Raw genomic sequence first — 23979 nt, forward strand, 5'->3', positions numbered from 1 at the left:
CTCCATTACTTTTTCTTTTTTTTGTTTATAGTTTCTCTAAGTCCTGGTTCTCTTTTATTGATGATATTTTTTATATTAGGTAGGTGCTTGTAAATAGATAAAAGAGCTATAAATATACATATAAGGATTGAATTAATAGAATATCCAAATAAATAAGTCAAAACAGGTAGAATAGAAACAACTACGATAGTGGCCAAGGCAATATAGTCTGTTATAATTGTAATAGATACTAGGAGGAATATTAATATAAGTCCTATTCTATAGTCTATACTTATTAGCATACCAATAAGAGAAGCTGTTCCTTTTCCACCTCGAAAGCCTAAAATAATAGGATATATATGCCCGAGCATAGTAGAAAAACCTGCTGTGAATAAAAATATTGGTGAATCGGGAAATAGCCTTCTAACCATAATAACAGCCAACACTGCCTTTAGGATATCCAAAAGAGCTATTATAATACCATATTTCCAGCCCAATGTTTTTGTGGCATTTGATGCACCAGCATTACCATTTCCAAGATTCCGTATATCTATTTTTCTAAAGAGCCTCCCTAATATATAGGAAGTTTGAAAATTTCCCAAAGAATAGCCAATTAATGAAGCGATTATAAGTTCAAACATTTATTATCTCCTTTGCTATATTTTTTATGTTGATATGTTAATTTGGATGCTTTTTATAAAGATATATCTTTAAAGTACATATAAATATTTCATCAAAAGTTCCTGGAAATACTGGATGTTTTGATATGCATAAATTAAATTTTGCTATGGGAAATCTATAAAATAGACTGATATAATGATAAGATTATTTTTAGCTTATGTCAATATTATTTACTTAAATTTAAAGATTCATTATCTAATCTATATCTTTTAAAAAACAGAGGAGATGAAATAGTATTACAAAATAATAAAGATACGAAAATTAGTACAGCTTGTTGAAAGGGTAAGATATAAAAAAAGAAAATCAGATGAGAGTAAAATTATGTAATAAATAAAGTTAATATTTGTGAAGAAAGTCTTTAAGAGATAGTTGACTTAAGAAAACACAGATATGGTTTACATAAAATTATTATAGTAAATAAAACTGTGTAAAATATATAAGCGTATTAAATTATTATAAATAAATATAAATCCAATTATTCGACTGGAATATCAAGATTGACTATAGAATTATTTGATATATTTTATTTATATATACTAAATATCTATATATGAATAAAAATTTGCAATAATAATTTTATAATTAATAATGTTAAATAAGGATGAAAGTAAGTTTATATAATATAATATGATTTTTAGTATAAAATCTATAGAAGAGGTTAAAAAATACAAATTAAAGTCTTTTTCTACCCAACTATATCCTAAATATACATTTAAAATATAGTTGTTGTGAATTTTATCAAGAGTTATATACTACACCCCTTTCTAAATCTTTTAATTAAACCCTTAATATTTTACCTACTAATTTCATATTAATATAAATGAATTTTATTTACAAGAATTTATAATAAGTTTTTGGTGAATTTTGAGTAATAGCTTTTAATATTTATTCTTTGATATGTATCATACATATCATAAAATTAGCCATTTAGTGTTGAATTCTATTGCATTTAAGGATTATTAAAGCCTTTAATTACTAATATATTAACTACTCTTTTGAGTAGTTAATATATTCCAATCAGTTTTCAAGATAAACTGTAAATTACAAATTTGTCTATTGATTTCTTCTATTTGTCCTTTTTTATATCCTTCTAAAAAATATCCACTTCCTTCACGTTTCTTTTCTATTTCTAATCGCCTATACAAAATTTCAATTTCAGATTTAAGATATAATTTTAACAGTTCATTCATTTTACTTTCCTCCAATATTATTAGTTAATATACTAGCCAATACATTTTCACATATACAATAGTATTAAGACTAATAAGCCCTAAAGAAGCTTATATGATTTTGATACTATAGTAGTGTACGAAATATTATCAGTTCTTTAGGGGTATATAAATAGCATTTGGTACAAAAGTCAGTGCTACATTGGCTATTTTATTAGTACTTTTATCCTGTATTTTTAATTATGTGAAACAGAAATAGTAAAATGGAATATCAAGGATAAATTGATGATTATTATTTAAACTGATTCATAAAAATTCTATCTTTTACTATTTGTTTAAGCTACTTGCTGTCGTATTGAAATTTTGCTTTTATGTCTACTGCTTTCTTCTTCCAAAACAATTATATTCCTAGTTCCACTAATTTTTTCGTAAAACAATATTTTATCATTTTCAATTGTTCTAAATATAATATATGTTAATAATACAAGATTATATATAATTGTTAATACAGGTGTTATAAAAGTTAATAGGATCTGCATACTTAAAATTAAGAGAAATATGCAACTGCGTATAGATATTTCCTTTAACATCAGTTTGTCTGCACTTCCTTTTAATTGCATTCTTGTCATCCACTTTCCAACTGTTCTCCCATTGGTTTTATATGGCAGGAATATATAATAGGATATTAAAACAAGTGCTGCACTATATTTGCTTTTTAATAATATAATTATTGAAAGCACTATGATAAAATCAATAATTGCTGCTACAACTCTTCTTGTAAAGCTTAACTGCATATTTTTAAAATCAATATTCACATCATATTTATCAGAATTAGGTAGAAAATATGTTATTTTAGGTGCTAATAAATATCCTAAAATTCCTCCAAAGGTATTTAAGATTAAATCATCCACGTCAAATAGTCTATAGGGCGTTTTAAATATTCCATATAATCCTGTTACCTGAGTAGTTTCAAAAAATAAGGATATTAAGAATGTTATTATTATTGTTTTACCCAAGCTTTTCCTAAAGTAGTATCTTAAATAAATTCCTAAAGGCATAAGCAATATAACATTGAAAACTGCTTGTAATAAAGCTCTTTCTCCTAAGATGTTTAAATAGGTACTAGGTTGGTTCCATTGAAGATTTGTTTCTTTTAAAAAGTCCAATATAAATGTAAAGGGTATTAACTGCATGTATTTGGTAATAGGTTTTTGAAAATTTCCTATATCTTTTATATTTGGAAGAGGTAAAATAACTAAATAATATGCAGTTATGAAAAATAATAATAAAGAGTACAATACTATCGATCTTATTTTGTTTATATATCCGTACTTTTTATATTGAAAAACCAAAAAAGGAAAAGTAAACAATGCTGCTATAATAGGAAAAGTTATAAATGCTATTTTTATTGGCTCTAAATATCTATCCATAATTGCTTTCATCCTCTTTAGTTAAATTTCAAGTATTTATATTTAAATAATACAATATTGTTGTATGGTTTTTATGTAGAAGTTGTATTTTTTTTGTAAAATAAATATGAGGAGAAAATTTAAACTAAATAGAACTAAATGGATTGTAGGTAAAAAAATAAAAGCCTCTTTGTTTTTATTTAATTAACATCGGCTTTTCAAAGAATTTAATTGTTTCATTTTCATTAATTAACTCAAACTCAAAATATTTAGTAAATGAACCCCAATGTCCTGTTTCACCTAATTTATCTTTAGATGGTTTTCCTATAAATATAGCAGTTATTGGTCTTTTTTCTTTACCCTTTAAAGTAAATATACGATGTTTACTTCCATCATTAGATAATGCATAAAACTCTTTTTCAGATAATTTATTTTTATACTTCTCAGGTATATAAATTTTTAAATAGAAATTTCTTTCTTCGTGGCTGTAGTTTTTTAGTTCCATTATACTTGTTATTTTCACTGTATCTTCATCTTTAGAATCTAAGCGCAAGGCTTTTGCTTCACGATTACAGTAAATAGAATTTAGACCTCCAGAAAAGGATTTAACCATTTTTGTCACATTGGGTATTAAATTAGAAGCGAGTAAAAGTATTAATATTGTTATTATAAATGGATATTTAGTAAAAAAAGAAAATCTACCCTTTAAATTTTTCCCAAGCACCCTTATACAATTATAAATTAATACTATTATTAATAGACCTGAATAGTGAAAAGTTCCTAAGCCTATATTAATGGGTTTAAATATTCTTTCCATAAACGGAACAGGATTATTATTTGTATTAGCAGTTAATAATATAGATATTATAATTAGAAATATTGGTGTTATTACTTTTAATCTGTCATTTAAAACCACTTTCATTTAGTCTATCCCCCTAAATAAAAAAATAATTTTCATATAAAAAGTAATTCTTTATTTTTCTCAATAATTTCAGTACCCTTCTTGTAGGACAATATTATCATAATTTATCTGATAAAAACAGCTTTTACTATAGCAAAGCATTCTCTTACATGGTGGTTTGGTATTATATATAAGGGAGTTTTAGATGGTAATCCAGCAGCTTCAAATCCAAGCTTTTTTGCTAAGTATTTTGCTCTGAATAAATGAAAGTCGTTACTTGATATGGCAATTTTTACATTATGCCTAGAATCAATTATTTCAATGACTTTCTTAGCATATTTTATATTCTCATATGTACTTGTTGATTCTTCTTCTTTAATTAGCATATCTTCATGAATTCCTTTATTCAAGAGATATTTTTCCATTACATAGGCTTCAGAAAATTTTTCATCCTCCCCTACTCCGCCACATAATATTACTTTTTTAATACTAGGATTTTTTTCAATAAATTTAATAGCTTTATCAAGTCTATATTTCAGCTCCAGGGATGGCCTATCATCAATAATTCCTGCTCCCAAAATCAAAACATAGTCAATATCCTCTAAATCATTGATATATGCACCTGTGAAAATAAGAATTTCTAGAATTATAAAGGACAATAGGGATATTATTATTGCCCAATTTATGAATTTTGTGGCTTTACTATTTTTATAGAAATTATTATAGCTTTTAAGTAATCCATGAATTAATAAAAAAATTCCCGATGCAAATATTACCTTTAAACCAAAATAAAATCCCCATCCCAGGGATAATCCAAAAAAACAGTATAATATATTCAGTATTCCTATAATAATAAAAAAATTACTGGAGTATTTATAAAAATGATCCTTTGCTTTTTTAAAATAAAATTTCATGATACTGTACCTCTTTTTCCATAAATTTCCCAAAAATATTTTTTCAATCATATAAATAATTTTGCTATTAATCATATTTTTTCTGTATAGCATTAGTCCAAAAATGAGGATAAAAATTCTTAAGGAAATTCCACTGCCTCTTCATATGCTCAATTTCCTTTGACATATTCTTTCTGTAAATTTTCTCAATTTCTTCATATATTATTGATTCCAAAGATTTTTGCTTCAAAATTGCATCTGATAAACAAAGTCCGCTTGTTAATCCTATTGAAATACCTTCTCCAAAGGGCTTTAAAAATCCTGCTGCTTCACCGGCAAAGAAAACTCTTCTATTTCTCAGCAGAATAGAAAGATCAGGTATGACTAAGGGTATACACCATGCTTCATCCTTAACTTCTCTAATAATTTGAAGGTTTATTTGTTTTTCTAAAAATAGGATAAAAGTTTTGTGCAATTTTTTTGCTCTAGTCAGTGTTTTTGCTATGGTACCAATAACAATATAATCATTCTTGGTATTTATCCAGGCATCATATTCTGAAAAATTCTTTGAAATATAGGCGTAAAACTTTGATTTGTCGATTGAAGCCTTTGCCTCATAGAATTTTTGATATGTAATAACCTTATCCTGCTTTGGTGTATTGGTAAGAATTCTTGAGTTTCCATTTACACCATCACAGGCAATTACAATTTTAGAGTCAATTTTAAATACGTCATTATTTTTTATTGTTACTGTTACTCCAATATTTGATTCCTCTATTTTAATAACCTTTGAATCATCAATTAAATCGGCTCCTGCATTAGCGGCATTTTTTACTAACCAATAATCAAATTTATCCCTTAATATATTTACTCCATTATCAGGAAAGTCTTGGGACTTCATAAATTCGTCAAAGATAACAATTCCATTGGTTGTATAGGGGGTAGATTTCACATTCTCAGGTATTTCACCAAAGTATTTTTCTAGTATATCTACTGATTTTTTTATTAAAACGCCAGAACATGACTTATCCCGTGGTAGAGAATGTGCTTCTATTATAAGGACATCAAAGTCTTTAGCAAGATTGTATGCAGTCATACTTCCTGAGGGGCCAGCACCGATGATTATAATATCATATTGTTTTTTCATAAAAAAGCTCCTTTGATCTAATTATTTTGACTCCTATTCTGTATAATATAAAACCAAGAATGCCACCTAATGTATTTAGGATTATATCATCTATATCTGTAGTACCAACACCTAAAATATATTGAAAAATTTCAATTGATGATGTTGAAAATAATATAATATAAACAACTATTTTGAATCTATTCATCTTTTTAAATACAATTGGCAAGAAGAATCCCATAGGTATAAAGGCTATAATATTGCCTAAAATATTTGTTATCACAACTTCAAGATTGAGTTTATAGGAAGATTTAATGAAGCTAATAATAGTTTTAAAAGGTATAAAATTAAAACTTCTATGGAAATATATTCGTCCATAGTAAGGACTAAATAATGTCAAGTATATTAAAATTAAAATATACATTACAAAAAAGCTTCTAAATATATTGGTTGCAGTCTTATTAGTTTGTTTCATTATATATTTTTCCTCCAAAATTTAGTCCAAGTTTAATCTATTTAAATTTCTATAAATTTTTTAGTTTCAATTATTCTATTTAATATTTTCAATTTTTACTTATAAAGATAAACAAAGAAGCATGGATATTTTTAAGATTTATAAAACAAGCTTTAAGATTGGTTATCTATAGATAAATAATATTGAAATTTATTATAGTACAAATTCTGCTAAGGCTTTTTGAATTTCATATATACTTTTATCCTTCTTAAATTGTTTTTGTATTGGATCCTCAGTTCCTGATAACCATATTTTAAGTTCAGAGTCCAAGTCAAAATGTCCAGCGGTTTCTACACTAAAACGGTTAATTTTACTGTAGGGAACTGATAGATATTCGACTTTTTTACCAGTAACACCTTGTTTATCTACTAATATAAGACGTTTGTTGGTAAAAACGATTAAATCTCTTATTATCACAAAGGCCCTATCTATTTCCTCGCCTTTAGCAAGTATATCTTCAAATTCTCTTTCAATATCTTTAATACTTTTTTCTGAAGCATTTCCTATTAATCCGTTAAATAACCCCATATGAATCCTCCTAATTTAATTTATTTATATAATTTTACTATAATCAGTATAATCTAAAACCCAATGGCCTATGCTTTTAATTCTTAAAAATCCTAATTTTTCGTATAGTTTATATGCAGCTGAATTAGTACTATAAACATGTAGTCTAGCAATATTCATTCCTTTACTCTTTCCTAAACCACAAATATAATTGATCAATTTTGTAGCTACTCCCTTGTTTCTATAATTATTATGAACTGCAATCTCTTCTATATATATTACTTTCTTTTCTTCCTGTTCATTTCTTTTTTCATTAATATAAGCTACAATAAAGCCTATTGGTTTAGTTTCCTTATATACTATATATGCAAAATCTTTCTCTTGCTCTACTATATCTTTTACTTCATTTAAAGTATAATTAAAAATTTCCTCATTTAGACATTCTTTCATAAATTGATAAATCCATTGATGGTTTTTGATAGTATGAAATGCTTTTATTTTTATATCAGGTAAATAATGGGTAGAGGGACTAATTTGCAGTTTCTTTTCCATTTGTATATGTTCCTTTATCATGTTAAAACCGAATTCTTTTAAAGCTTTATTTAGCTCATTGTTTTCGTTAACACCAATATATTTAATTTGATTTATGTTTCTTTTATATAATAGCTTGTAGATATAATATAACATTTTTATATATTTACTGTGAATTTTGTATGCTTCCTTTATATATATTTTTTCAATAAATACAACCTGACTTTCAATAACAATAAATATAAAACCGATATCTGCTGCATTTTCTTTTAAAATATATATAATTTCCTTTTCTTTTATAATTTTCTCTTTATGTTTATTCAAAAACGATTGTTTATCGGTTATTAATATATAGGGATCTTTCTTTGAAAGCTCGTTGTTTAGAGAAAGATATCTATTAATGTTTTCTAATGTCACTTTTTCCATTGATCTATCTCCTCAATTTACTATAATAAAATAATTAAATGAGCAAATTACATAATTGCCCAAATAAGAGTTATGCAATTTCCTTAAACATTAATGCTTTTTTCTTTTTATTGTATTAAGTGGTATTATAAATATATAAGCTAAAAATAATATATATAATTTTCATATTTTGTATAAAAGTTTATATATAGTTATTTATTCTAGGTTACACGGAAAATACCTTTAAATTTATTCATCACAGTTTAATATTATTTAACAAGGGGGATTATGATGTCTTTATTAGCTAAAAAATATCGAGGAAGTCTTGTTGATCTTCTCCATCATGGGCATATTGCAGTTTCAGATTATAAGGGAAATATATTATATTCCTGTGGAGACTATAAGAGAATTACCTTTGCTAGATCATCGGCAAAACCCATCCAGGCTATACCTGTTGTTGAAAGCGGTGCTCTAGAAAAATATAATATTACAAACAGGGAATTAGCCGTAATGTGCGCATCCCATAATGCTGAAAAATTTCATGTTGATGCTGTAAAGAGTATACTTTTAAAAAGTGGCCTTGACGAGGAATATTTACAATGTGGTTCCCACTATCCCATGGCTAAATATGTTGAGAATGAATTTAGAGCCAAGGGTATAAAACCTAGGAATATACATAGTGACTGTTCTGGAAAACATGCTGGTATGCTTATAACAGCAAAAACTTATGATGAAAGTCTTGATGATTATTATAAAGTGTACCATCCAGTACAAAAGAGAATATTAAATACATTGTCAGAGGTATGTGATATTGATAAAAGTGAAATAGAGATTGCCTGTGACGGATGTGGAGTTCCGGTACATGCAATGCCCTTATATAAATTTGCCCAAGGCTATGGAAGAATGTCAAAAACGGAAATTTTTGAAAAAAATAGAGGTAATGCAATAAAAAGAATTACAGATGCTATGACAGCTCATCGGGATATGGTGGCTGGAAGCGATAGATTTTGCACTGATATTATGGCGGCCTTTGGAGATAGATTATTTGCCAAATCTGGAGCTGCCGCTTTCTACGCTGTAGGACTGAAAAATAAGGGAATTGGAATAGCTGTTAAAATGGAAGACGGCTCTTCCCATCTTGTGCCCAAGGTAGTTCTAGAAATTTTAACTCAAATTGGAGTAATAACAAGAGAGGAAGCTGTAAGTCTAAAGAAATATATCGACTACAACGTATATAATTTTAAACATGAGATAGTTGGAAAAATTGAAATTGATTTTAAATTGGAAAAGCATTGATTTTATTATTGATATATTATAAATAAATTATAGGAAATTTAAAAACTGTAATAAGTTAATTGATTTATAATGCTAAATTAACTCATTACAGTTTTTGAGTATATATATTAAGAAATTATATTTTTCATTTGTTCAATAAAATTTTCTTCTGTTATTTTCAATAACATCACCTTCTTTCAATATTATTTTCTACATGTAGATAGTTTGAAAATTTACCTCATCACCTATTACTTCGTAATAATAAGGAGAAATCTATCAAGAATCTTAAATATTTAACTTCACAAAATTAATTATTTATAAATATTGTATTTTGTCCACTAAAATAGCTATCCCATACTCTCCACAATTTGAAGCGTCATCACAGCAAGATACGTGATAATAAAGCACCTCGCATCAAGATATAATATTTTTGTAGGATGTTTCATTCCCTTTCTTTAAATGAAAAAATTAGAAAAAGCCCTATGCTAAGGCACAGAGCAAATAAAAGGAGATAGTCTAACACATTGCTTTGTTATTTTCATAGCAATATCTCCTATGTCATATTTCAAAAAGATTACGAATTAATTAAACGATAAATTGGAATTTATTTTGCACATGTTTTAACAAATTTAATGGGAACATCCATTTTTTTTGCTGTTTCTTCTATGGTAAGTCCACTATCCAAAAAGCGTTTACATACAACTTTCAAATTTTCGCCCACCTCAATGATATGCTTATCTAAATCATAGAAACGAACCACTCTTTGTCCCCACCTATGTTCATAAACATGGTGAACGTATTCAATATATTTAAGAGCTTTTAATCTTTCAATAAAGCTGTCAAAATTATCTTCTTCAAAATACAATTCAGCATCGTTGCCACTAAAAATTATTTCATTATCATTTTTCCCGATAAACTCTTTCCAGCTTTCTTTTGTTTGCAGAGCAACACCACCAGTTAAAGTGACATTAGCCCCAAAGTCCATAATAACCCTTAAGCCTAAAACATCTTTATAGAATTTTTTTGATTTTTCCATATCTGTTACAACTAACATAGGATTCTTAAATTTCATAAATTCTCTCCTTTCAAATTACTATTTATTTACCTATCTTTGCATAAATTATCCTTACTACGCACTCTCTTACAAATGTGAAATAACATAAGACTCAATATAGTTTAAAGTATACCACATTTGTAAGTATTGCTAAAGCTAGTCCTAGATCGTTTCCTAATAAGCCTTCAAACAGCCTAAAATAAAAGCAGTAAGCTCCAACTAACTTAATATCCTCCCTACTTTCACCATCTGATATGATTATTCATTATTTCTTTTCTAAAAACGCAAAAGGCAGGATTTCATAGGTATAATCAAATCCTGTCTCTTATTTATAACATGTTTATTAATTTATTTGACTGATTCGGCTGATATCCAAATTTTTAATATATCAGTCAAGATTATCTTAGTAACTTTCAAACGATATTCTTTGTTTGATACTTTAAAAATTCTATTATCAATAATATCTTCTATTATGTCAACATCAATAGTTTCTACTTCACGGCCTAATAATTTATGATATTTATTTTCAGCATACTTTTCAATGGTGATTTTATCTATTTCATCGCCTTCGTAGGTTAATATAACATTTATATCTTTAAGAATTAGCCTTTGTCTATTTATAGATTGTTCAAGTTTTTTTAACTTTTCATCTCTTTCTTCTATTGATGCATTAAGCTTTTGAATTTCTTCATAGTATCTATCAATTCTATAGCTAACTAGGGCAATAATTATGAAAGCACCAATTATAATTCCAATTATTATTCCTGATAATATGGAAACAAAATGTTTTATATTCATTAAGTTTACCTTTTCCATAGCTTTTCACTCATGTATAGCAATTTAATAACTAAATATCCAAGATTTGCTCCAATAAGGGCAGCGGCAATATATGATACTTGTTTTACTACAGATCTTATTTCTCCTTTGAATATTCCCTGTTCAATTATTTCAAAAGATGAAAAGGTTCCTCCAAGGCTAACAGCAACTGCCCAAATTTTAATTGAGCTAGATATATCAATCATGGTTTTAAGTGGAGGATGATTATTGATTAAAGCTCCGATTCCTGCGAAAAATCCAGCACCAATTATTACACCTAATGCAATTAAAAATGTATATACAAGATTATTAATAAAAAACATATTTATAACCACCTTTATGCTTTTTATTAAAAATATGTAAGTGAAGCATATAAAATTCTTTTAAAATACATATAAATTAAATAATGTTATTATGTAAACTGTATCTACTTGGAGCAGTACCAGCAAATGTGTGACCAGGTGCAAAGTGAAATTGTAGTTTTGAAATTTTTCAATATAAGCTTTACTGTGTAAAGCCTATATCATTAATTAGATAATTAGTCATAATTTATAGCAGCAGCAATTTCCTTCTTGAACTTTTCATCCTCTTTTAAATATCTTTCAGTAGTATTAGGTGAACTATGATCCAGATTTTTTTGAACCTTATATATATTGCCAGTAATGTCAATGGCTTTTGTTGCAAAGGTAGCTCTTAGCTTATGGGGAGAAAGCTTTGGATTTTTTGATACTTTAACTGCATATTTCTTTACAATTCTTCTTATTTGTCTAATGCTGAGCCTTCTATTTTCTCTGGTGCTAATGAATAAAGCATCAATGTCCTCTGAAGCTATATTTTCCTTTGGCCTTTCTAGATATATATAGTTTTGTACGTTCTTTTTAGTATATTTAGAAAAATACATATTTCTTTTCTTATTTCTCTTTCTATATATTTCAAAATAATCCCTTTCAAAATGCAAAGAAGATAGATTGATATGGTAAAGCTCATGAATTCTTAGACCATGATATACAAACATACTTAGTATTGCTAAATCTCTGTATTTGGTTTTCTCGTGGGTTTCCATTTCTTTTTTGCTAAGCTCTATTTTCTCATTATAAACCTTTGTTTCTCCATGCTTGACCAGTTCAAGCATGGCTTTGACCTCATCATCGGTTAAAACAATAACCGGCGGCAAATCCGGGGTAATTACTTTTCTTAGCTTTTCCGTTTCGTTTCTTTTAATATAATTATTCTTATATAACCAGGTGAAAAAACCTCTAATACAGGAGCTTTTAAAAAATATGGTTCTTATACTATTACTATATAGCACTTTTTCACCTTTATTATTTATTTCTGTATAGCTGCCGCAGGAATCAAGATAATGCTGAATATCATAGGCTTCAATACTATTTAAATCATATTTATCGATATCTTGTATATCGGGTTTGTTGATAATTCTTTCATTAATAAGCCATTCTAAAATTCTAATGATTTCCCTTATATATTTTAATGCTGTATTTATATTTACACTTCTGGCAGTTTCATTAATATAAAGATAGTTCATATATCTTATTAAAATAGGTGGAGAAATAGATTTTAGATTTTCTAATTTTTCCCGTAGAATTTCTCTTTCTATTAAAATATTATTGGGAATATCACTTCGGTTCTTATCAGACACTATAATTTTCGACATAATATTTTCTCCCTTCAAAAACGACTTTATATTTTGAGTTTTAAGCAATTTTTTTCGACATCATAATACATTTGGTACGCTTTAAATAAAAACCTCTAAAAATTTAAGCTGTGGCCTTTATCGACAAAAACCTATAAATTTGAAATTTTATAATAGCATTTTTCTACAAAATTTATTAAATAATTATTGAGTGTCGAATTTCTTTATTTTTTAATATATAGAGGCACAAAAGTCTGTTAACTATTTATCAAAGTTTTTATTTTTTATTCTTACTTCTTTGAAATATCTAAATGAGTATTAAGTTAACAGCTAAAAATATATGTATAATATGTAGATATATCAAAGGTTATAGAGGTTTTCTCTCCTCTATCCCCTATATATTATAATAACATAAACCTAGTCCTACAATCTACATTTACGGACTAGGTTCTTTTTTTTTATATATTTTCCTTTAAAAATTTTTTTCCAATTTAATATATAAAATTATATTAAATTGGAAGTGTTAAAATTATTACTTCAAAAACTCTTTAACCTTATCAATAAATAGTATTCCATTTAAATGATCTATTTCATGGCATAAGCATTTTGCAAACTCTCCTTCTCCAGCAATGATTATTTCTTTTCCCTGTTTATTTAACGCTTTAACCTTAACTTTTGCAGGTCTTTCTAGTTTACCCCATTTTCCTGGTATACTTAAACATCCTTCTGTTACTTCTTGTGTTTCTTTGGCTTCAATTATTTCAGGATTAATCAAATTAATGAGACCTTTTCCCATATCTATTACAACTAACCTTTTAAGTATTCCTATCTGGGGTGCAGCTAAACCTGCTCCATTATTTTTATACATAGTTTCTGCCATATCTTTAAGAAGAACCAAAACTCTATCATCAATTTTTTCAACCATTCTACTATTTTTTCTTAATATTTCATCACCTAAAGTTCTTATATTTCTTATTGCCATTTTTTAACCTCCTTTGATTTTCATTAACTAATATTTTCAACTCTTCTCTCAACATAATCTAATAAAATGTCTTTTTCAAGATTTGATATGTCTTCACTAAGTCGTGCAGCTGCAATTGGTAATTCCCATTGCTCAATATCCTGGATTTTAATATTGGATAATTTCATATAATGCTTAATATATTCGAGATAAAATTTGTTTCTCAATAAATTTATTATTTTTTTTTCTATATAAGACTTCTCTTCGTGTATAACTGCAAATTTAAGAATGACTGACGTTCTTGCAACATCAGATATTGGGTGACCTTTTGCTCCGGTCATCCAATCAATTACTAGCATTTTCCCATCAGATATCATTATATTATCAGGATGAAAATCACAATGACAAAGAATCTCATCATCCGGCAGTGTTTCTATATATTTAAACAAGCTATTCTTCAAGTTTATATCAAGAATATTTGATGTCTTAATATTTCTCATCAATTTAACTTTGAATCTTGGAATTTCAAATGAAATTTTACTTTGAAATTTTCTATGTATTTTAGCAAATCTTCTTGCTTCATTTAGTATTTTCCATGGCTTGGATGATATTAACTTAGTAAGTGTTTGACCATTAATTTGTTCGTAAATAATGCCCAATCTATTATTATATTCAATCAAATCAAAAACATCAGGAACAGGCATTTTTTGTTTAGCAAGATCCCTATTGATTTCAAATTCCCTTTTAACATCATCCATTTTTGTTCCATGATTAAACAGTTTTAAAATTCTATTTTCATCCCATTGAAATATTTCAGCTGTTCTACCTTGACCTATTTTTTTCATTTTTACTTATTTACCTCCAATATTTATATCAGAGTCATCTACTACTTGGTTACATTATACTTTTAATATTATTCCACCCAAAAGATACAATATCAATCCCTTTAATATTCTTAATTTCAATTTGATTTCCACCTAATTTTTCATAAAATCTTTTATATGGATTATCCTTTAACACCCATATTTTCATAGAGTTTAAGCTTGAATTTTTAAGTTCTTTTACCGTTTCTTTAAATAAGAATCTTTCTAAATAAATATTATATAATCATCTATTTTTTACATAAGTATCATCTCTTATAATTAGTAAACACTTATATTTACATAAATATCCTTATTACCATACTATTTCTTGTAAATACTAAATCTTTTATAATATGAAAATAATATTTATAAATCATATGGTGCTATGGTTTAATATTATGATATTTTACTTTAAGCCATGCCCCCATAATTATTTGATAAAAGATTTAGTAGAATTAAATATTTTAGCGTGGTTTTTGGAGGATATGTTGGCGAGATTTATATGGAAGTATTTGTAATTTATTCATCTTCTATTAAAACTGAAAAATCTTTAATAACTCCATTAAAATAAGTTATTTTAAAGTGCCTTGAAAGTGTCCAATCTTCATCGAATTTTTGTCTAACAATCCATATATGAATTGGTTTTTTTCTAGTAAGGTTGCCAAATGTAATTACTTTATCATTATTAGTAATATCATATCCAAGCTTTTTTGTATGTTCTAAGGATACATTTTCAACTTTACTATTATTTTCAAAATTTTTTAAAAAGCTTATAGGTGTTGTTATTAGAATTGAAATGGTTAATATGCTTGAAATAATTAGTCTTCCTTTATATCTATTATTTACCAATGAAACTCCTAAAAAGGAACCTATAAGTCCTGATGAAAATATCCTATTTAAACTTGATAACATATAAGGGGCAATACCATTTAAAATAAAATAGCAGCTTATTATTACAATTGGAAAAATAATATAATTGTATTTATTCGTTTTCCATATACTAAAAAATAGAGTGCATAAAGCAAGACATATATAGATACCGCTTATTACAATTATGGAATCCCTAAGTGTATCTGTTTTCATATAACCATAATATCCGCAAATTATAAGGAAGGGAATATAAACTCCTATAAATTCTATTATCTTATAAATTTTCGTTCCTTTTTTCATTTTTTCTTTCTTCTCAAGGACTATTAAAAGTATTGTAGTTACAAAGATAATTGCAATAGCTATTATTACTGGTGCCCACATACTATTGTCTCCTTTATTTTTTGAATGTCTTCTTTCTTATATGCTGGTAATTTCACTTTGTTTACATAATACATAAATAAATTATTCATTTTCTCCATTATATTCACTACATTTCATATTATATCACAATATGGTATGATTTTACTTAGAGATTTTATACGTGCTTTTCTAAACAAAAAAAATAGCGTATAAATTGTTATTCCATTCTTCAAAGAATAAGATTTATACGCCATATACAATCTGATGTATATTACCTAAAATAATGGGAAATTCTATTTTTCAAAACTTATATTTTTAAAGTTTACAACTTGATCTCTAATGGCTATTTCAGTAGGAATTCTTTCAATACTCGAAGCTCCAAAGAAACCTACAATTCCATTTGTTCTTTCTATGACGTATTGGGCATCTTCTGGTTCTGCCACTGGCCCTCCATGACAAATTACAAGGACATCAGGATTTACTGATTTCCCAGCATCGTGAATAGCCTGGATCCTTTTAACAGAATCATCCAATGTTAACGCCGTTTCTGCTCCAATAGTTCCCTTTGTTGTAAGACCCATATGGGCCACTAATACATCAGCTCCTGCTTTAGCCATTTTTATTGCATCTTCCTCATTAAAAACATAAGGGGTTGTTACTAATCCCAATTTATGGGCCTTTTTGATCATATCTACTTCTAGATCGTATCCCATTCCTGTTTCTTCAAGATTAGCTCTAAATTTTCCATCTATAAGTCCTACAGTTGGAAAATTTTGAACTCCGGAAAAACCTAGATCCTTTATTTGTTTTAGGAAAACATCCATATTTCTAAAGGGGTCTGTTCCGCATACTCCAGCAAGAACAGGAGTATCCTTTACGATTGTAAGCACTTCACTGGCCATTTCAACTACAATTTTATTTGCATCTCCATAGGGTAATAATCCTGCTAATGATCCTCTTCCTGCCATTCTATATCTACCAGAATTGTATATAATAATTAAATCAACACCACCTGCTTCAGCGGATTTTGCAGATATACCTGTTCCTGCACCTGCTCCTATTATTGGTTTTTCCATTTCAATTTGTTTTTTAAGTCTTTCTAATACTCTTTTTCTTGTAATCGTCATTGAGAATTCCTCCTTTTAGTTACTTTAATGATGAAATTGGATGGAGTTAAATTTTCATTTTTTATAAGAATTTAACTTTCTTGTATCATTTCAATAAGCTTTTTAGCCATAGCTAAAGCAAATTCTTCATTGTTGATATCCATATCCATTTCAATCAATTCAACTTTTTCTCTATTAATATTTTCTCTTAATTTATTAAATAGTGCCTTATCTTCCTTAGGACCATAAAAGGGTTGTCCTTCTACATCAATAAGGGATACTCCCTTTAATGGAAGAAAAAGCGCAGTATTTCCCTTTGAAAGATTTAATTTTTCAGCAATAATTTCACCTAATTTTTCATTTTCATCGATGGTTGTACGCATTAATGTTACACTGGCGTTATGCTTATAAATATTTCTTGACTTAAATTTTTCAGGCAAAGTCTCAATAGGTCCAAAATTAACCATATCTAAGGCCCCAGTAGATACAACCTGCGGGATACCTTTCTTTCCTGCAGCTTCTAATCTATTTGGCCCAGCAGATAACACACCACCCACTAATTCATCACACCATTCAGTGGTGGTAATATCTAATACACCTTTAATGAAGCCTCCTTCAATTAGATCTTCCATTGCTTTGCCTCCGGTTCCAGTTGCATGGAAAACTAATACTTCATAGCCTTTTGATTCAAGGTACTCTCGTGCTTTAGTTACACAAGGTGTAGTAACACCAAACATGGTGGCACCTATAAGGGGTTTTTCCTCTTTCATTTTTGGTAGAACTGTTTTTGCCATACCAGATATAGCATATGCAGCATTTGCTAATATTTTTGATGAAAAACTATTTATTCCCGATATATCTACTACAGAATACATCATAGTTATATCCTTTGTTCCTACATAGGGCGTTGTATCACCAGAAGCCAATGTTGAAACCATTAATTTAGGAACTCCTACTGGTAAAACTCTCATTGCATAGGTGGCTATGGTAGTTCCTGCTGATCCTCCCAAACTGATAATTCCACCAACTATGCCTTCTTTATATAAATTTAGTACAATTTCAGCAGCACCCTTCATCATGACATCCATCGCTTTTCCTCTGTCATTTTGTGCTATTAGTTCTGATATTGATATTCCACCAGCCTTGGCAACTTCTTCATTAGAAATATCAGCTTTACAAAGAGCTTGGCCCTTTACTCCTGTATTAATGACAATAGTGTCTATACCTTGAGATTCAATAATTTCTCTAATGAATTTAAATTCTTTTCCCTTTGTATCAAGGGTTCCCAGGATTATTACTTTTTTATCCATGATTTACACCCCTTTCTTCAAAATTAATATAATTTAAATATCATAATAATATTGTTGCAATAACTATGCCAATCGTTTCAATGTGATTTTAATAGATTTTGAGAAATTGTTTTCTCATTTTTTTATTTGATCGAGAAAATATTTCTCATTTTAAAAGAGGGTGAGAAATATTTTCTCATCCTCTTTTAAAATTATATTTTTTAATTTTATTATACAGGGTTCTTCTTGTAATTCCTAATTTTTCAGCAGCCTTTGTTCTATTCCAATTTGTTTCATTTAAAGCATCATTAATTAATTGTTTTTCTGCATGCTCAAAGTTTTTCAAATTTTCTTTAATAGCGTTTTGTTCCTGGAATATATCTAATTCATCAGAAAGTTTTTGAAGATATTCTGGTAATACATTTGTTTTTATGTATTTTCCATCACTTAATATACTGGCCCTTTCCAATACATGCTTTAGCTCTCGTACATTTCCTGGCCAATCATAATTCATAAATATATCTAAGACATTACCAGTTAATTTTGTATTTTGATACCCAAATTTGTCGCCTATTTGTTTAAGAAAATGGTTTATTAATAAAGGAATATCTTCTTTATGCTTTCTCAAAGAAGGAGCATTAATTGAGATTACATTTAATCTATAATATAAATCTTCTCTAAACTTGCCTTCATTTACAGCTTCCCTCAAGTTTACATTGGTGGCACAAATGATTCTTACATCTATTTTTATGGTTTTATTTCCTCCAACTCTTTGAAATTCCTGTTGTTGTATAATTCTAAGAAGCTTAGCTTGAACATCAAGATCCATTTCTCCAATTTCATCTAAAAATAAGGTTCCTTTGTCAGCCAATTCAAATTTACCTAACCTTCTTTTATCAGCTCCTGTAAAAGCACCTTTTTCATGACCAAAGAGTTCACTTTCTAAAATTCCCTTGGGAAAAGCAGCACAATTTATTTTGACAAAGGCTTCTCTATATCTTTTGCTATTATAATGAATAGCCCTTACAATCAATTCCTTTCCCGTTCCACTTTCTCCCTCAACTAAAACATTTACATCTTTATCTGCAACTTTATTTACTATATCGTATATCTCTTGCATCCTTTTACTTTGTCCTACAATTTCATCGAATCCCTTTTTCTTTATTAATTCTTGCTTTAACCTTATATTCTCTTCTTTAATCTTATAAAAATTTTTAAATTTTGCGGTTGTATTCTTGATACTTATTTCCGTAGGAATTCTTTCAAAGCTTGATCCTCCAATGTATCCCAGTGCTCCTGCTTTTTTATAAAACAAATTGGCTTGCTCAGGATCATTAATAGGGCCGCCATATACCATGTTTAAAATTTGGGGATTTAGCTTTTTAACAGTTTGTACTATTTCTTCTACATATTTCACATATTCACTTATACTTTTTCTTTGCTTTACACCTTTATCTCCACCAATTGTCCAGCCCAATTGAGTACATATTATATCAACATTTGCATTTACCATTTTTACAGCCTGCTTTTTATCAAAGACAAAGGCAATGGTAAACATTCCTTTTTTTACTGCTTTTTCCATTAACTCTATTTCACAGTTATAGCCTAAGCCAATTTCCTCTAGTGCTTCTCTAAATACTCCATCAATTATTCCTATTGTAGGGAAATTAGTAACTCCATGAAAGCCAGCTTCTATTATTTTATTTAATAGTTCATCTTGATTCCATGTTAAATCAGTACCACATGCTCCAAATATAACCGGTTTATTGCGGACTCTTTGTAAGATTTCTCTTTTACCAAAATCCATGACCATATTATTACTATTAGCAAAAGGCATCATACATCCTAACGAAGCCACTCCAGCATTCCTAAATCTCCCGGCACTTAATGCAAGTATTAAATCGGCGCCACCTTCATCAGCTTGTTTTGCAGCTAAACCAGAACCTACAGCCACACCAATAATAGGCTTATTTTTCTTTATGCTGGCTGATAAGGAATTTTTGATTATTTTTCTATTTATCATGAATTATCATCCCTATACTCATTTCCTAAAAATTGATAATATATTATATGAGCAAATTGCATAATTACCTTCAGCAAAAACTATCTACTATATATAGTTTTAGAATCTACAAAGATACACTACCAAAATATATTTCATTATAAATAATTAAATTAAGGATAATATTCGCATATGCAATTTTGCCAAGTTAGAATTATGAAATTTCCTTATATATTAAATTTCATTAAAAGAAATAATTTTCTTATAATAGTTTTATATTACTCAAAAATATATGAATCTAAAACTTTCCACTTGATTTTTATGTCATTTTCTTTTTCATTAATTATCTCATATCTAAGCAGCATATATCCAAGAGTATGGCCGTCTTCAAAATAAGCAAAAATCCATTTATCAGTTAAGACATAAATATCTTCAATTGAAAAGAAGGACATTGTTCCACCTAAGGAGCCTTCATATGGGATTAATTCAGGGTGATTCATAAGGTCTTTCTTAATTTTAATTGGATCGTCGATACCTTTATCCTTTAGATTGTCTAACATAAGTGCATCAAGCTTAGGTAATTTTTCAATAATTGTATCTTTTCTTTTTATTATTTCATTTAATTCTTTAATAGTATTTTCTTTTGATTCAATTTCTTTATTTAAATCTTCGACTAAACTTTGATGGTTTCTATTAGATACATTTACTTCATTAGTTAAATTGTGTTTATCAATGACCAGGTATATTAGCATGGAAATTAATAATATATAAACAAAGATATTAAAGATTTTCTTTTTATTCATAAAACACCTCCATAGAATTAGTTTATAGTACATATTTTAACATATTTTATAATAGATTTCATGTAGGCTTTAATAGTTTATTTTACAATTTCAATAAGATGTTTTGTAAAATTTTTTTCCATCCTGAACTTTTGAATAAGTTTTCGCCTGGTGGCACATATGTTAGCACTACCCTTATATCCTTTTTTCATGGGGGATAAATGTAATTATTTTAAATGTTAAAAAATTTTATACATTATAAATATATTACAATATATTATTTTCTACATAAAATTACATATTTTTGAATATACATATAGTACAGTATAGATGAGTGATCACTCGAATAAAAAATGTAACTAATGAAAAAAAGTATAGCAATGATATTAACTACTATAGTTGACTATTCTATCATAAGAATTAATAATCTAATATTTTTGGGAGAGAAGTGAATTATATATGAGGAATGGAAAAGATATCATAGAAATATTGATTGTAATAAGTGTTGGTATATTACTATTGAATTTAGTGGGAGATTTTAGTGCCAAAATAAAAATAGCATCTGAGAGACTAAATGTACAAGAGTATAATAAATACAGAGTTGTAATAGCTTCTCTAATGACGTTATTTGGTGCACTAATTGAATGGAGAAATATTGTTAAGATTTTCACCAAAGGCTTTTGCTTTAGATTTAGCCTCTTTATTATTGCAATATTTCTTATATTATTTCCAATGATTCCTTGGGAGATTATGCTAAGTATATTTAAGTTTAAAGCAGCTATTTATCTTTCTGCATATATTAGCACTGCACTAAGCATACTAGGAGGTATTTTACTAGTACGTTCTTTTAGAAAATGTGAGTAATAAGCATAATTTTGAAATTTCATGGAACTTCAGAAACTTATTAGTTCAAGATATAAAAATTTAATCAAAAGGGATATATAGAAGAAAATGAGACTGGAGCTGTGGCTATAGTCTCATTTTCTTTGTAGAATTAGTAAAGTCGGATATAAAGATAACCAGAATTCGATATTGGTTATCTTTATAAAAGTATCATGCTATTTTAAATTCAAAAGCGATTATCTATAAAGTCTAAACTGCTACATCATTTTTTATACTATCTTTAAATTGAAGTTTATATAATTTAGAATATAAACCATTCTTCTTAATTAAATCCTTATGTTTTCCTTTTTCTTGTATACCATTATCTGTAAGAACAATTATATTGTCGGCATTTTTTATTGTAGACAATCTATGGGCTATAACTAGGGTTGTTCTACCCTTTGAAAGCTTTTCTAGTGCTGCTTGGATCTTCACCTCTGTTTCATTGTCTAAAGCTGAAGTGGCTTCATCTAGTATAAGAATAGGAGGATTTTTTAAAAATACCCTTGCAATTGATATTCTTTGTTTTTGTCCGCCAGAAAGCTTTACGCCTTTTTCTCCAATATGTGTATTATACTGATTTGGTAATGTCATGATAAAATCATGAATATTAGCTTCCTTTGCTGCTACTATAACTTCTTTATCAGTGGCATCTGGCCTACCATAAAGAATATTATCTTTTATAGTTCCTGTAAATAAAAATATGTTTTGCTGAACTAGGCCAATATTTTTTCTTAGTGACTTAATGTCAATATCCTTTATGTTTTTTTCATCTATCAGAATATCACCAGCTTCAACATCATAAAATCGAGGTATTAAGTGACATAAAGTTGTTTTCCCTCCACCAGAAGGGCCTACAAGTGCCACTGTTTTTCCTGAATCTATAGTTAGATTTATGTTTTTAAGAACTGATTCCTTTTCATTATAGTTGAAAGTAACATCTTTAAGCTCTATTTTGCCATTTATATCAGTTAATTTAATAGCATTTTTTTTGTTCACTATTTCTGGTTTAATCTCTAATATTTGAATAAATCTTTCAAAGCCTGTCATACCCAGCTGGAATTGTTGTGCAAATTGAGTGAGTCTTCTAATTGGCTGCATAAAGAAATTAACATATAAGAGGTATGCAACTAGGTCTGCAAGATTGATTAAGCCTTTATATACAAATATTCCTCCTGCTCCTATTACTAGAAGGTTAAGTAGATTAGATAAAAAGTTAATACCAGTAAAAAATTCAGCCATTGATTTAAAAGCAAACTCCCTAGATTCTTTGAATTCTCTATTACCTTCAGAGAATTTTCTCATTTCATATTCTTCATTGGCGTAGGATTTGGCCACTCTTATTCCAGAAATACTGTTTTCAAGCTGTGAATTTACATTTGCTATCTTTTTTCTTACATTTCTAAATGCATTGCTCATTTTTTCTCTTTTAACTATGGCAAACCAAATCATAATTGGGACAAAGGTAAATATTATTAATGTAAGTCTCCATTCAATATTTAAAAGTATTACAAATGAGCCAATAATCATAACAGCAGATAAAAATAAGTCCTCTGGTCCATGATGTGCCAATTCGGATATTTCTCTAAGATCATTTATTACCCTTGACATTATATGTCCAGTTCTTGTTTCATCAAAGTATTTTGTATCCAGTGTTTGTATATGGGAAAAAAGGTCATTTCTCATATCGGCTTCCATTCTTGTCCCCACAACATGTCCCCAATAGTCAACAATATAATTAAATATTGCTCTCAATATGTATAGAAAAAAAAGAGTTCCAATTACAATATAAAAAGTTCTTGTCTTCCCGTTGGGTAAAATATCATTTAAAAGACTTCTAGTTGCTATAGGGAAAACCAGATCAATTGATGCCATTAAAAAAGCACAAAACATATCGAGAATAAATAATTTTCTATGTGGTTTGTAATAGGATGCAAATTTTTTAATCACTAT

The 23979-nt window shown here is 27.9% G+C and carries 24 protein-coding genes; 2 read left to right on the plus strand and 22 right to left on the minus strand.

Annotated elements, in window-relative coordinates:
* Nucleotides 1–5 precede the first annotated feature (5 nt).
* The 9 genes from B5X81_RS13340 to B5X81_RS13380 form a co-directional block, all read right to left on the minus strand.
* Nucleotides 6–620 (minus strand): glycerol-3-phosphate acyltransferase, encoded by a 615-nt coding sequence (locus B5X81_RS13340; RefSeq protein WP_079492335.1) that lies wholly within the window; start codon nucleotides 618–620, stop codon nucleotides 6–8.
* 1023 nt (nucleotides 621–1643) lie between these two features.
* A complete protein-coding gene (locus B5X81_RS13345) occupies nucleotides 1644–1850 on the minus strand; it encodes a hypothetical protein (RefSeq protein WP_079492337.1) in 207 nt (68 codons plus the stop codon).
* Nucleotides 1851–2164: 314 nt separating this feature from the next.
* Complete coding sequence (locus tag B5X81_RS13350; protein ID WP_079492338.1) at nucleotides 2165–3259, minus strand: VanZ family protein; 1095 nt, start codon at nucleotides 3257–3259, stop codon at nucleotides 2165–2167.
* 175 nt (nucleotides 3260–3434) lie between these two features.
* Nucleotides 3435–4160 carry a hypothetical protein gene (locus B5X81_RS13355; protein WP_079492340.1) on the minus strand — a complete coding sequence of 242 codons (726 nt, stop codon included), beginning with the start codon at nucleotides 4158–4160 and terminating at the stop codon, nucleotides 3435–3437.
* 104 nt (nucleotides 4161–4264) lie between these two features.
* Complete coding sequence (locus tag B5X81_RS13360) at nucleotides 4265–5053, minus strand: YdcF family protein (RefSeq protein ID WP_170917415.1); 789 nt, start codon at nucleotides 5051–5053, stop codon at nucleotides 4265–4267.
* Nucleotides 5054–5120: 67 nt separating this feature from the next.
* Complete coding sequence (locus tag B5X81_RS13365) at nucleotides 5121–6179, minus strand: NAD(P)/FAD-dependent oxidoreductase (protein WP_079492343.1); 1059 nt, start codon at nucleotides 6177–6179, stop codon at nucleotides 5121–5123.
* Nucleotides 6163–6633: a VanZ family protein gene (locus B5X81_RS13370; RefSeq protein WP_079492344.1), complete on the minus strand. Its 471-nt coding sequence runs from the start codon at nucleotides 6631–6633 to the stop codon at nucleotides 6163–6165. The genes B5X81_RS13365 and B5X81_RS13370 overlap by 17 nt, the downstream gene beginning before the upstream one ends.
* A 192-nt stretch (nucleotides 6634–6825) precedes the next feature.
* Nucleotides 6826–7200, minus strand: coding sequence for a PH domain-containing protein (locus B5X81_RS13375; RefSeq protein WP_079492346.1), 375 nt, complete (start codon nucleotides 7198–7200; stop codon nucleotides 6826–6828).
* Nucleotides 7201–7224: 24 nt separating this feature from the next.
* Nucleotides 7225–8136 carry a GNAT family N-acetyltransferase gene (locus tag B5X81_RS13380; protein WP_079492347.1) on the minus strand — a complete coding sequence of 304 codons (912 nt, stop codon included), beginning with the start codon at nucleotides 8134–8136 and terminating at the stop codon, nucleotides 7225–7227.
* 270 nt (nucleotides 8137–8406) lie between these two features.
* On the opposite strand from B5X81_RS13380, the gene B5X81_RS13385 reads away from it, so the two are divergent.
* Complete coding sequence (locus tag B5X81_RS13385; protein ID WP_170917416.1) at nucleotides 8407–9411, plus strand: asparaginase; 1005 nt, start codon at nucleotides 8407–8409, stop codon at nucleotides 9409–9411.
* A 583-nt stretch (nucleotides 9412–9994) separates the two neighbouring features.
* Here the strand turns inward: B5X81_RS13385 and B5X81_RS13390 are convergent.
* From B5X81_RS13390 to B5X81_RS13440, 12 genes are all read right to left on the minus strand, one after another.
* On the minus strand, nucleotides 9995–10462 hold the full coding sequence (locus B5X81_RS13390) for a VOC family protein (RefSeq protein ID WP_079492350.1): 468 nt from the start codon (nucleotides 10460–10462) through the stop codon (nucleotides 9995–9997).
* A 330-nt stretch (nucleotides 10463–10792) separates the two neighbouring features.
* Complete coding sequence (locus tag B5X81_RS13395; RefSeq protein ID WP_079492352.1) at nucleotides 10793–11260, minus strand: hypothetical protein; 468 nt, start codon at nucleotides 11258–11260, stop codon at nucleotides 10793–10795.
* Nucleotides 11248–11583 (minus strand): YtrH family sporulation protein, encoded by a 336-nt coding sequence (locus tag B5X81_RS13400; protein WP_079492353.1) that lies wholly within the window; start codon nucleotides 11581–11583, stop codon nucleotides 11248–11250. Before B5X81_RS13400 ends, B5X81_RS13395 begins: the two co-directional genes overlap by 13 nt.
* Before the next feature lie 215 nt (nucleotides 11584–11798).
* Complete coding sequence (locus B5X81_RS13405; protein WP_079492355.1) at nucleotides 11799–12932, minus strand: tyrosine-type recombinase/integrase; 1134 nt, start codon at nucleotides 12930–12932, stop codon at nucleotides 11799–11801.
* A gap of 511 nt (nucleotides 12933–13443) precedes the next feature.
* Nucleotides 13444–13893 carry a peptide deformylase gene (gene def, locus B5X81_RS13410; protein WP_079492356.1) on the minus strand — a complete coding sequence of 150 codons (450 nt, stop codon included), beginning with the start codon at nucleotides 13891–13893 and terminating at the stop codon, nucleotides 13444–13446.
* 23 nt (nucleotides 13894–13916) lie between these two features.
* On the minus strand, nucleotides 13917–14717 hold the full coding sequence (locus B5X81_RS13415; protein WP_079492358.1) for an aminoglycoside phosphotransferase family protein: 801 nt from the start codon (nucleotides 14715–14717) through the stop codon (nucleotides 13917–13919).
* 49 nt (nucleotides 14718–14766) lie between these two features.
* On the minus strand, nucleotides 14767–14904 hold the full coding sequence (locus B5X81_RS27860; protein WP_208985061.1) for a hypothetical protein: 138 nt from the start codon (nucleotides 14902–14904) through the stop codon (nucleotides 14767–14769).
* 350 nt (nucleotides 14905–15254) lie between these two features.
* Nucleotides 15255–15986: a hypothetical protein gene (locus tag B5X81_RS13420; RefSeq protein WP_079492359.1), complete on the minus strand. Its 732-nt coding sequence runs from the start codon at nucleotides 15984–15986 to the stop codon at nucleotides 15255–15257.
* A gap of 272 nt (nucleotides 15987–16258) precedes the next feature.
* Nucleotides 16259–17092: a phosphoenolpyruvate hydrolase family protein gene (locus B5X81_RS13425; RefSeq protein ID WP_079492361.1), complete on the minus strand. Its 834-nt coding sequence runs from the start codon at nucleotides 17090–17092 to the stop codon at nucleotides 16259–16261.
* A gap of 71 nt (nucleotides 17093–17163) precedes the next feature.
* Complete coding sequence (locus B5X81_RS13430; RefSeq protein WP_079492362.1) at nucleotides 17164–18381, minus strand: Tm-1-like ATP-binding domain-containing protein; 1218 nt, start codon at nucleotides 18379–18381, stop codon at nucleotides 17164–17166.
* Between the two features lie 175 nt (nucleotides 18382–18556).
* A complete protein-coding gene (locus tag B5X81_RS13435; protein WP_079492364.1) occupies nucleotides 18557–20383 on the minus strand; it encodes a phosphoenolpyruvate hydrolase family protein in 1827 nt (608 codons plus the stop codon).
* A gap of 257 nt (nucleotides 20384–20640) precedes the next feature.
* On the minus strand, nucleotides 20641–21165 hold the full coding sequence (locus B5X81_RS13440; RefSeq protein WP_079492365.1) for a hypothetical protein: 525 nt from the start codon (nucleotides 21163–21165) through the stop codon (nucleotides 20641–20643).
* A 438-nt stretch (nucleotides 21166–21603) separates the two neighbouring features.
* Between B5X81_RS13440 and B5X81_RS13445 the strand changes: the two genes are divergently transcribed.
* Nucleotides 21604–22008, plus strand: coding sequence for a hypothetical protein (locus B5X81_RS13445; protein ID WP_079492367.1), 405 nt, complete (start codon nucleotides 21604–21606; stop codon nucleotides 22006–22008).
* Between the two features lie 228 nt (nucleotides 22009–22236).
* On the opposite strand, the gene B5X81_RS13450 is transcribed toward B5X81_RS13445, so the two are convergent.
* Nucleotides 22237–23976 carry an ABC transporter ATP-binding protein gene (locus B5X81_RS13450; protein ID WP_079492368.1) on the minus strand — a complete coding sequence of 580 codons (1740 nt, stop codon included), beginning with the start codon at nucleotides 23974–23976 and terminating at the stop codon, nucleotides 22237–22239.
* Nucleotides 23977–23979: the final 3 nt, after the last annotated feature.

Origin of the sequence: Maledivibacter halophilus (assembly GCF_900167445.1) — a bacterium.
Classification (GTDB): Bacteria; Bacillota; Clostridia; order Peptostreptococcales; family Caminicellaceae; genus Maledivibacter; species Maledivibacter halophilus.

Coding starts and splice junctions, on each gene's coding strand:
- B5X81_RS13385 (WP_170917416.1), top strand. CDS start 8,407: ATGTCTTTATTAGCTAAAAAATATCGAGGAAGTCTTGTTGATCTTCTC.
- B5X81_RS13415 (WP_079492358.1), bottom strand. CDS start 14,717: ATGAAAAAAATAGGTCAAGGTAGAACAGCTGAAATATTTCAATGGGAT.
- B5X81_RS13390 (WP_079492350.1), bottom strand. CDS start 10,462: ATGAAATTTAAGAATCCTATGTTAGTTGTAACAGATATGGAAAAATCA.
- B5X81_RS13345 (WP_079492337.1), bottom strand. CDS start 1,850: ATGAATGAACTGTTAAAATTATATCTTAAATCTGAAATTGAAATTTTG.
- B5X81_RS13435 (WP_079492364.1), bottom strand. CDS start 20,383: ATGATAAATAGAAAAATAATCAAAAATTCCTTATCAGCCAGCATAAAG.
- B5X81_RS13430 (WP_079492362.1), bottom strand. CDS start 18,381: ATGGATAAAAAAGTAATAATCCTGGGAACCCTTGATACAAAGGGAAAA.
- B5X81_RS13440 (WP_079492365.1), bottom strand. CDS start 21,165: ATGAATAAAAAGAAAATCTTTAATATCTTTGTTTATATATTATTAATT.
- B5X81_RS13380 (WP_079492347.1), bottom strand. CDS start 8,136: ATGGAAAAAGTGACATTAGAAAACATTAATAGATATCTTTCTCTAAAC.
- B5X81_RS13405 (WP_079492355.1), bottom strand. CDS start 12,932: ATGTCGAAAATTATAGTGTCTGATAAGAACCGAAGTGATATTCCCAAT.
- B5X81_RS13400 (WP_079492353.1), bottom strand. CDS start 11,583: ATGTTTTTTATTAATAATCTTGTATATACATTTTTAATTGCATTAGGT.
- B5X81_RS13370 (WP_079492344.1), bottom strand. CDS start 6,633: ATGAAACAAACTAATAAGACTGCAACCAATATATTTAGAAGCTTTTTT.
- B5X81_RS13360 (WP_170917415.1), bottom strand. CDS start 5,053: ATGAAATTTTATTTTAAAAAAGCAAAGGATCATTTTTATAAATACTCC.
- def (WP_079492356.1), bottom strand. CDS start 13,893: ATGGCAATAAGAAATATAAGAACTTTAGGTGATGAAATATTAAGAAAA.
- B5X81_RS13350 (WP_079492338.1), bottom strand. CDS start 3,259: ATGGATAGATATTTAGAGCCAATAAAAATAGCATTTATAACTTTTCCT.
- B5X81_RS13445 (WP_079492367.1), top strand. CDS start 21,604: ATGAGGAATGGAAAAGATATCATAGAAATATTGATTGTAATAAGTGTT.
- B5X81_RS13420 (WP_079492359.1), bottom strand. CDS start 15,986: ATGTGGGCACCAGTAATAATAGCTATTGCAATTATCTTTGTAACTACA.
- B5X81_RS13425 (WP_079492361.1), bottom strand. CDS start 17,092: ATGACGATTACAAGAAAAAGAGTATTAGAAAGACTTAAAAAACAAATT.
- B5X81_RS27860 (WP_208985061.1), bottom strand. CDS start 14,904: ATGAAAATATGGGTGTTAAAGGATAATCCATATAAAAGATTTTATGAA.
- B5X81_RS13355 (WP_079492340.1), bottom strand. CDS start 4,160: ATGAAAGTGGTTTTAAATGACAGATTAAAAGTAATAACACCAATATTT.
- B5X81_RS13340 (WP_079492335.1), bottom strand. CDS start 620: ATGTTTGAACTTATAATCGCTTCATTAATTGGCTATTCTTTGGGAAAT.
- B5X81_RS13375 (WP_079492346.1), bottom strand. CDS start 7,200: ATGGGGTTATTTAACGGATTAATAGGAAATGCTTCAGAAAAAAGTATT.
- B5X81_RS13395 (WP_079492352.1), bottom strand. CDS start 11,260: ATGGAAAAGGTAAACTTAATGAATATAAAACATTTTGTTTCCATATTA.
- B5X81_RS13365 (WP_079492343.1), bottom strand. CDS start 6,179: ATGAAAAAACAATATGATATTATAATCATCGGTGCTGGCCCCTCAGGA.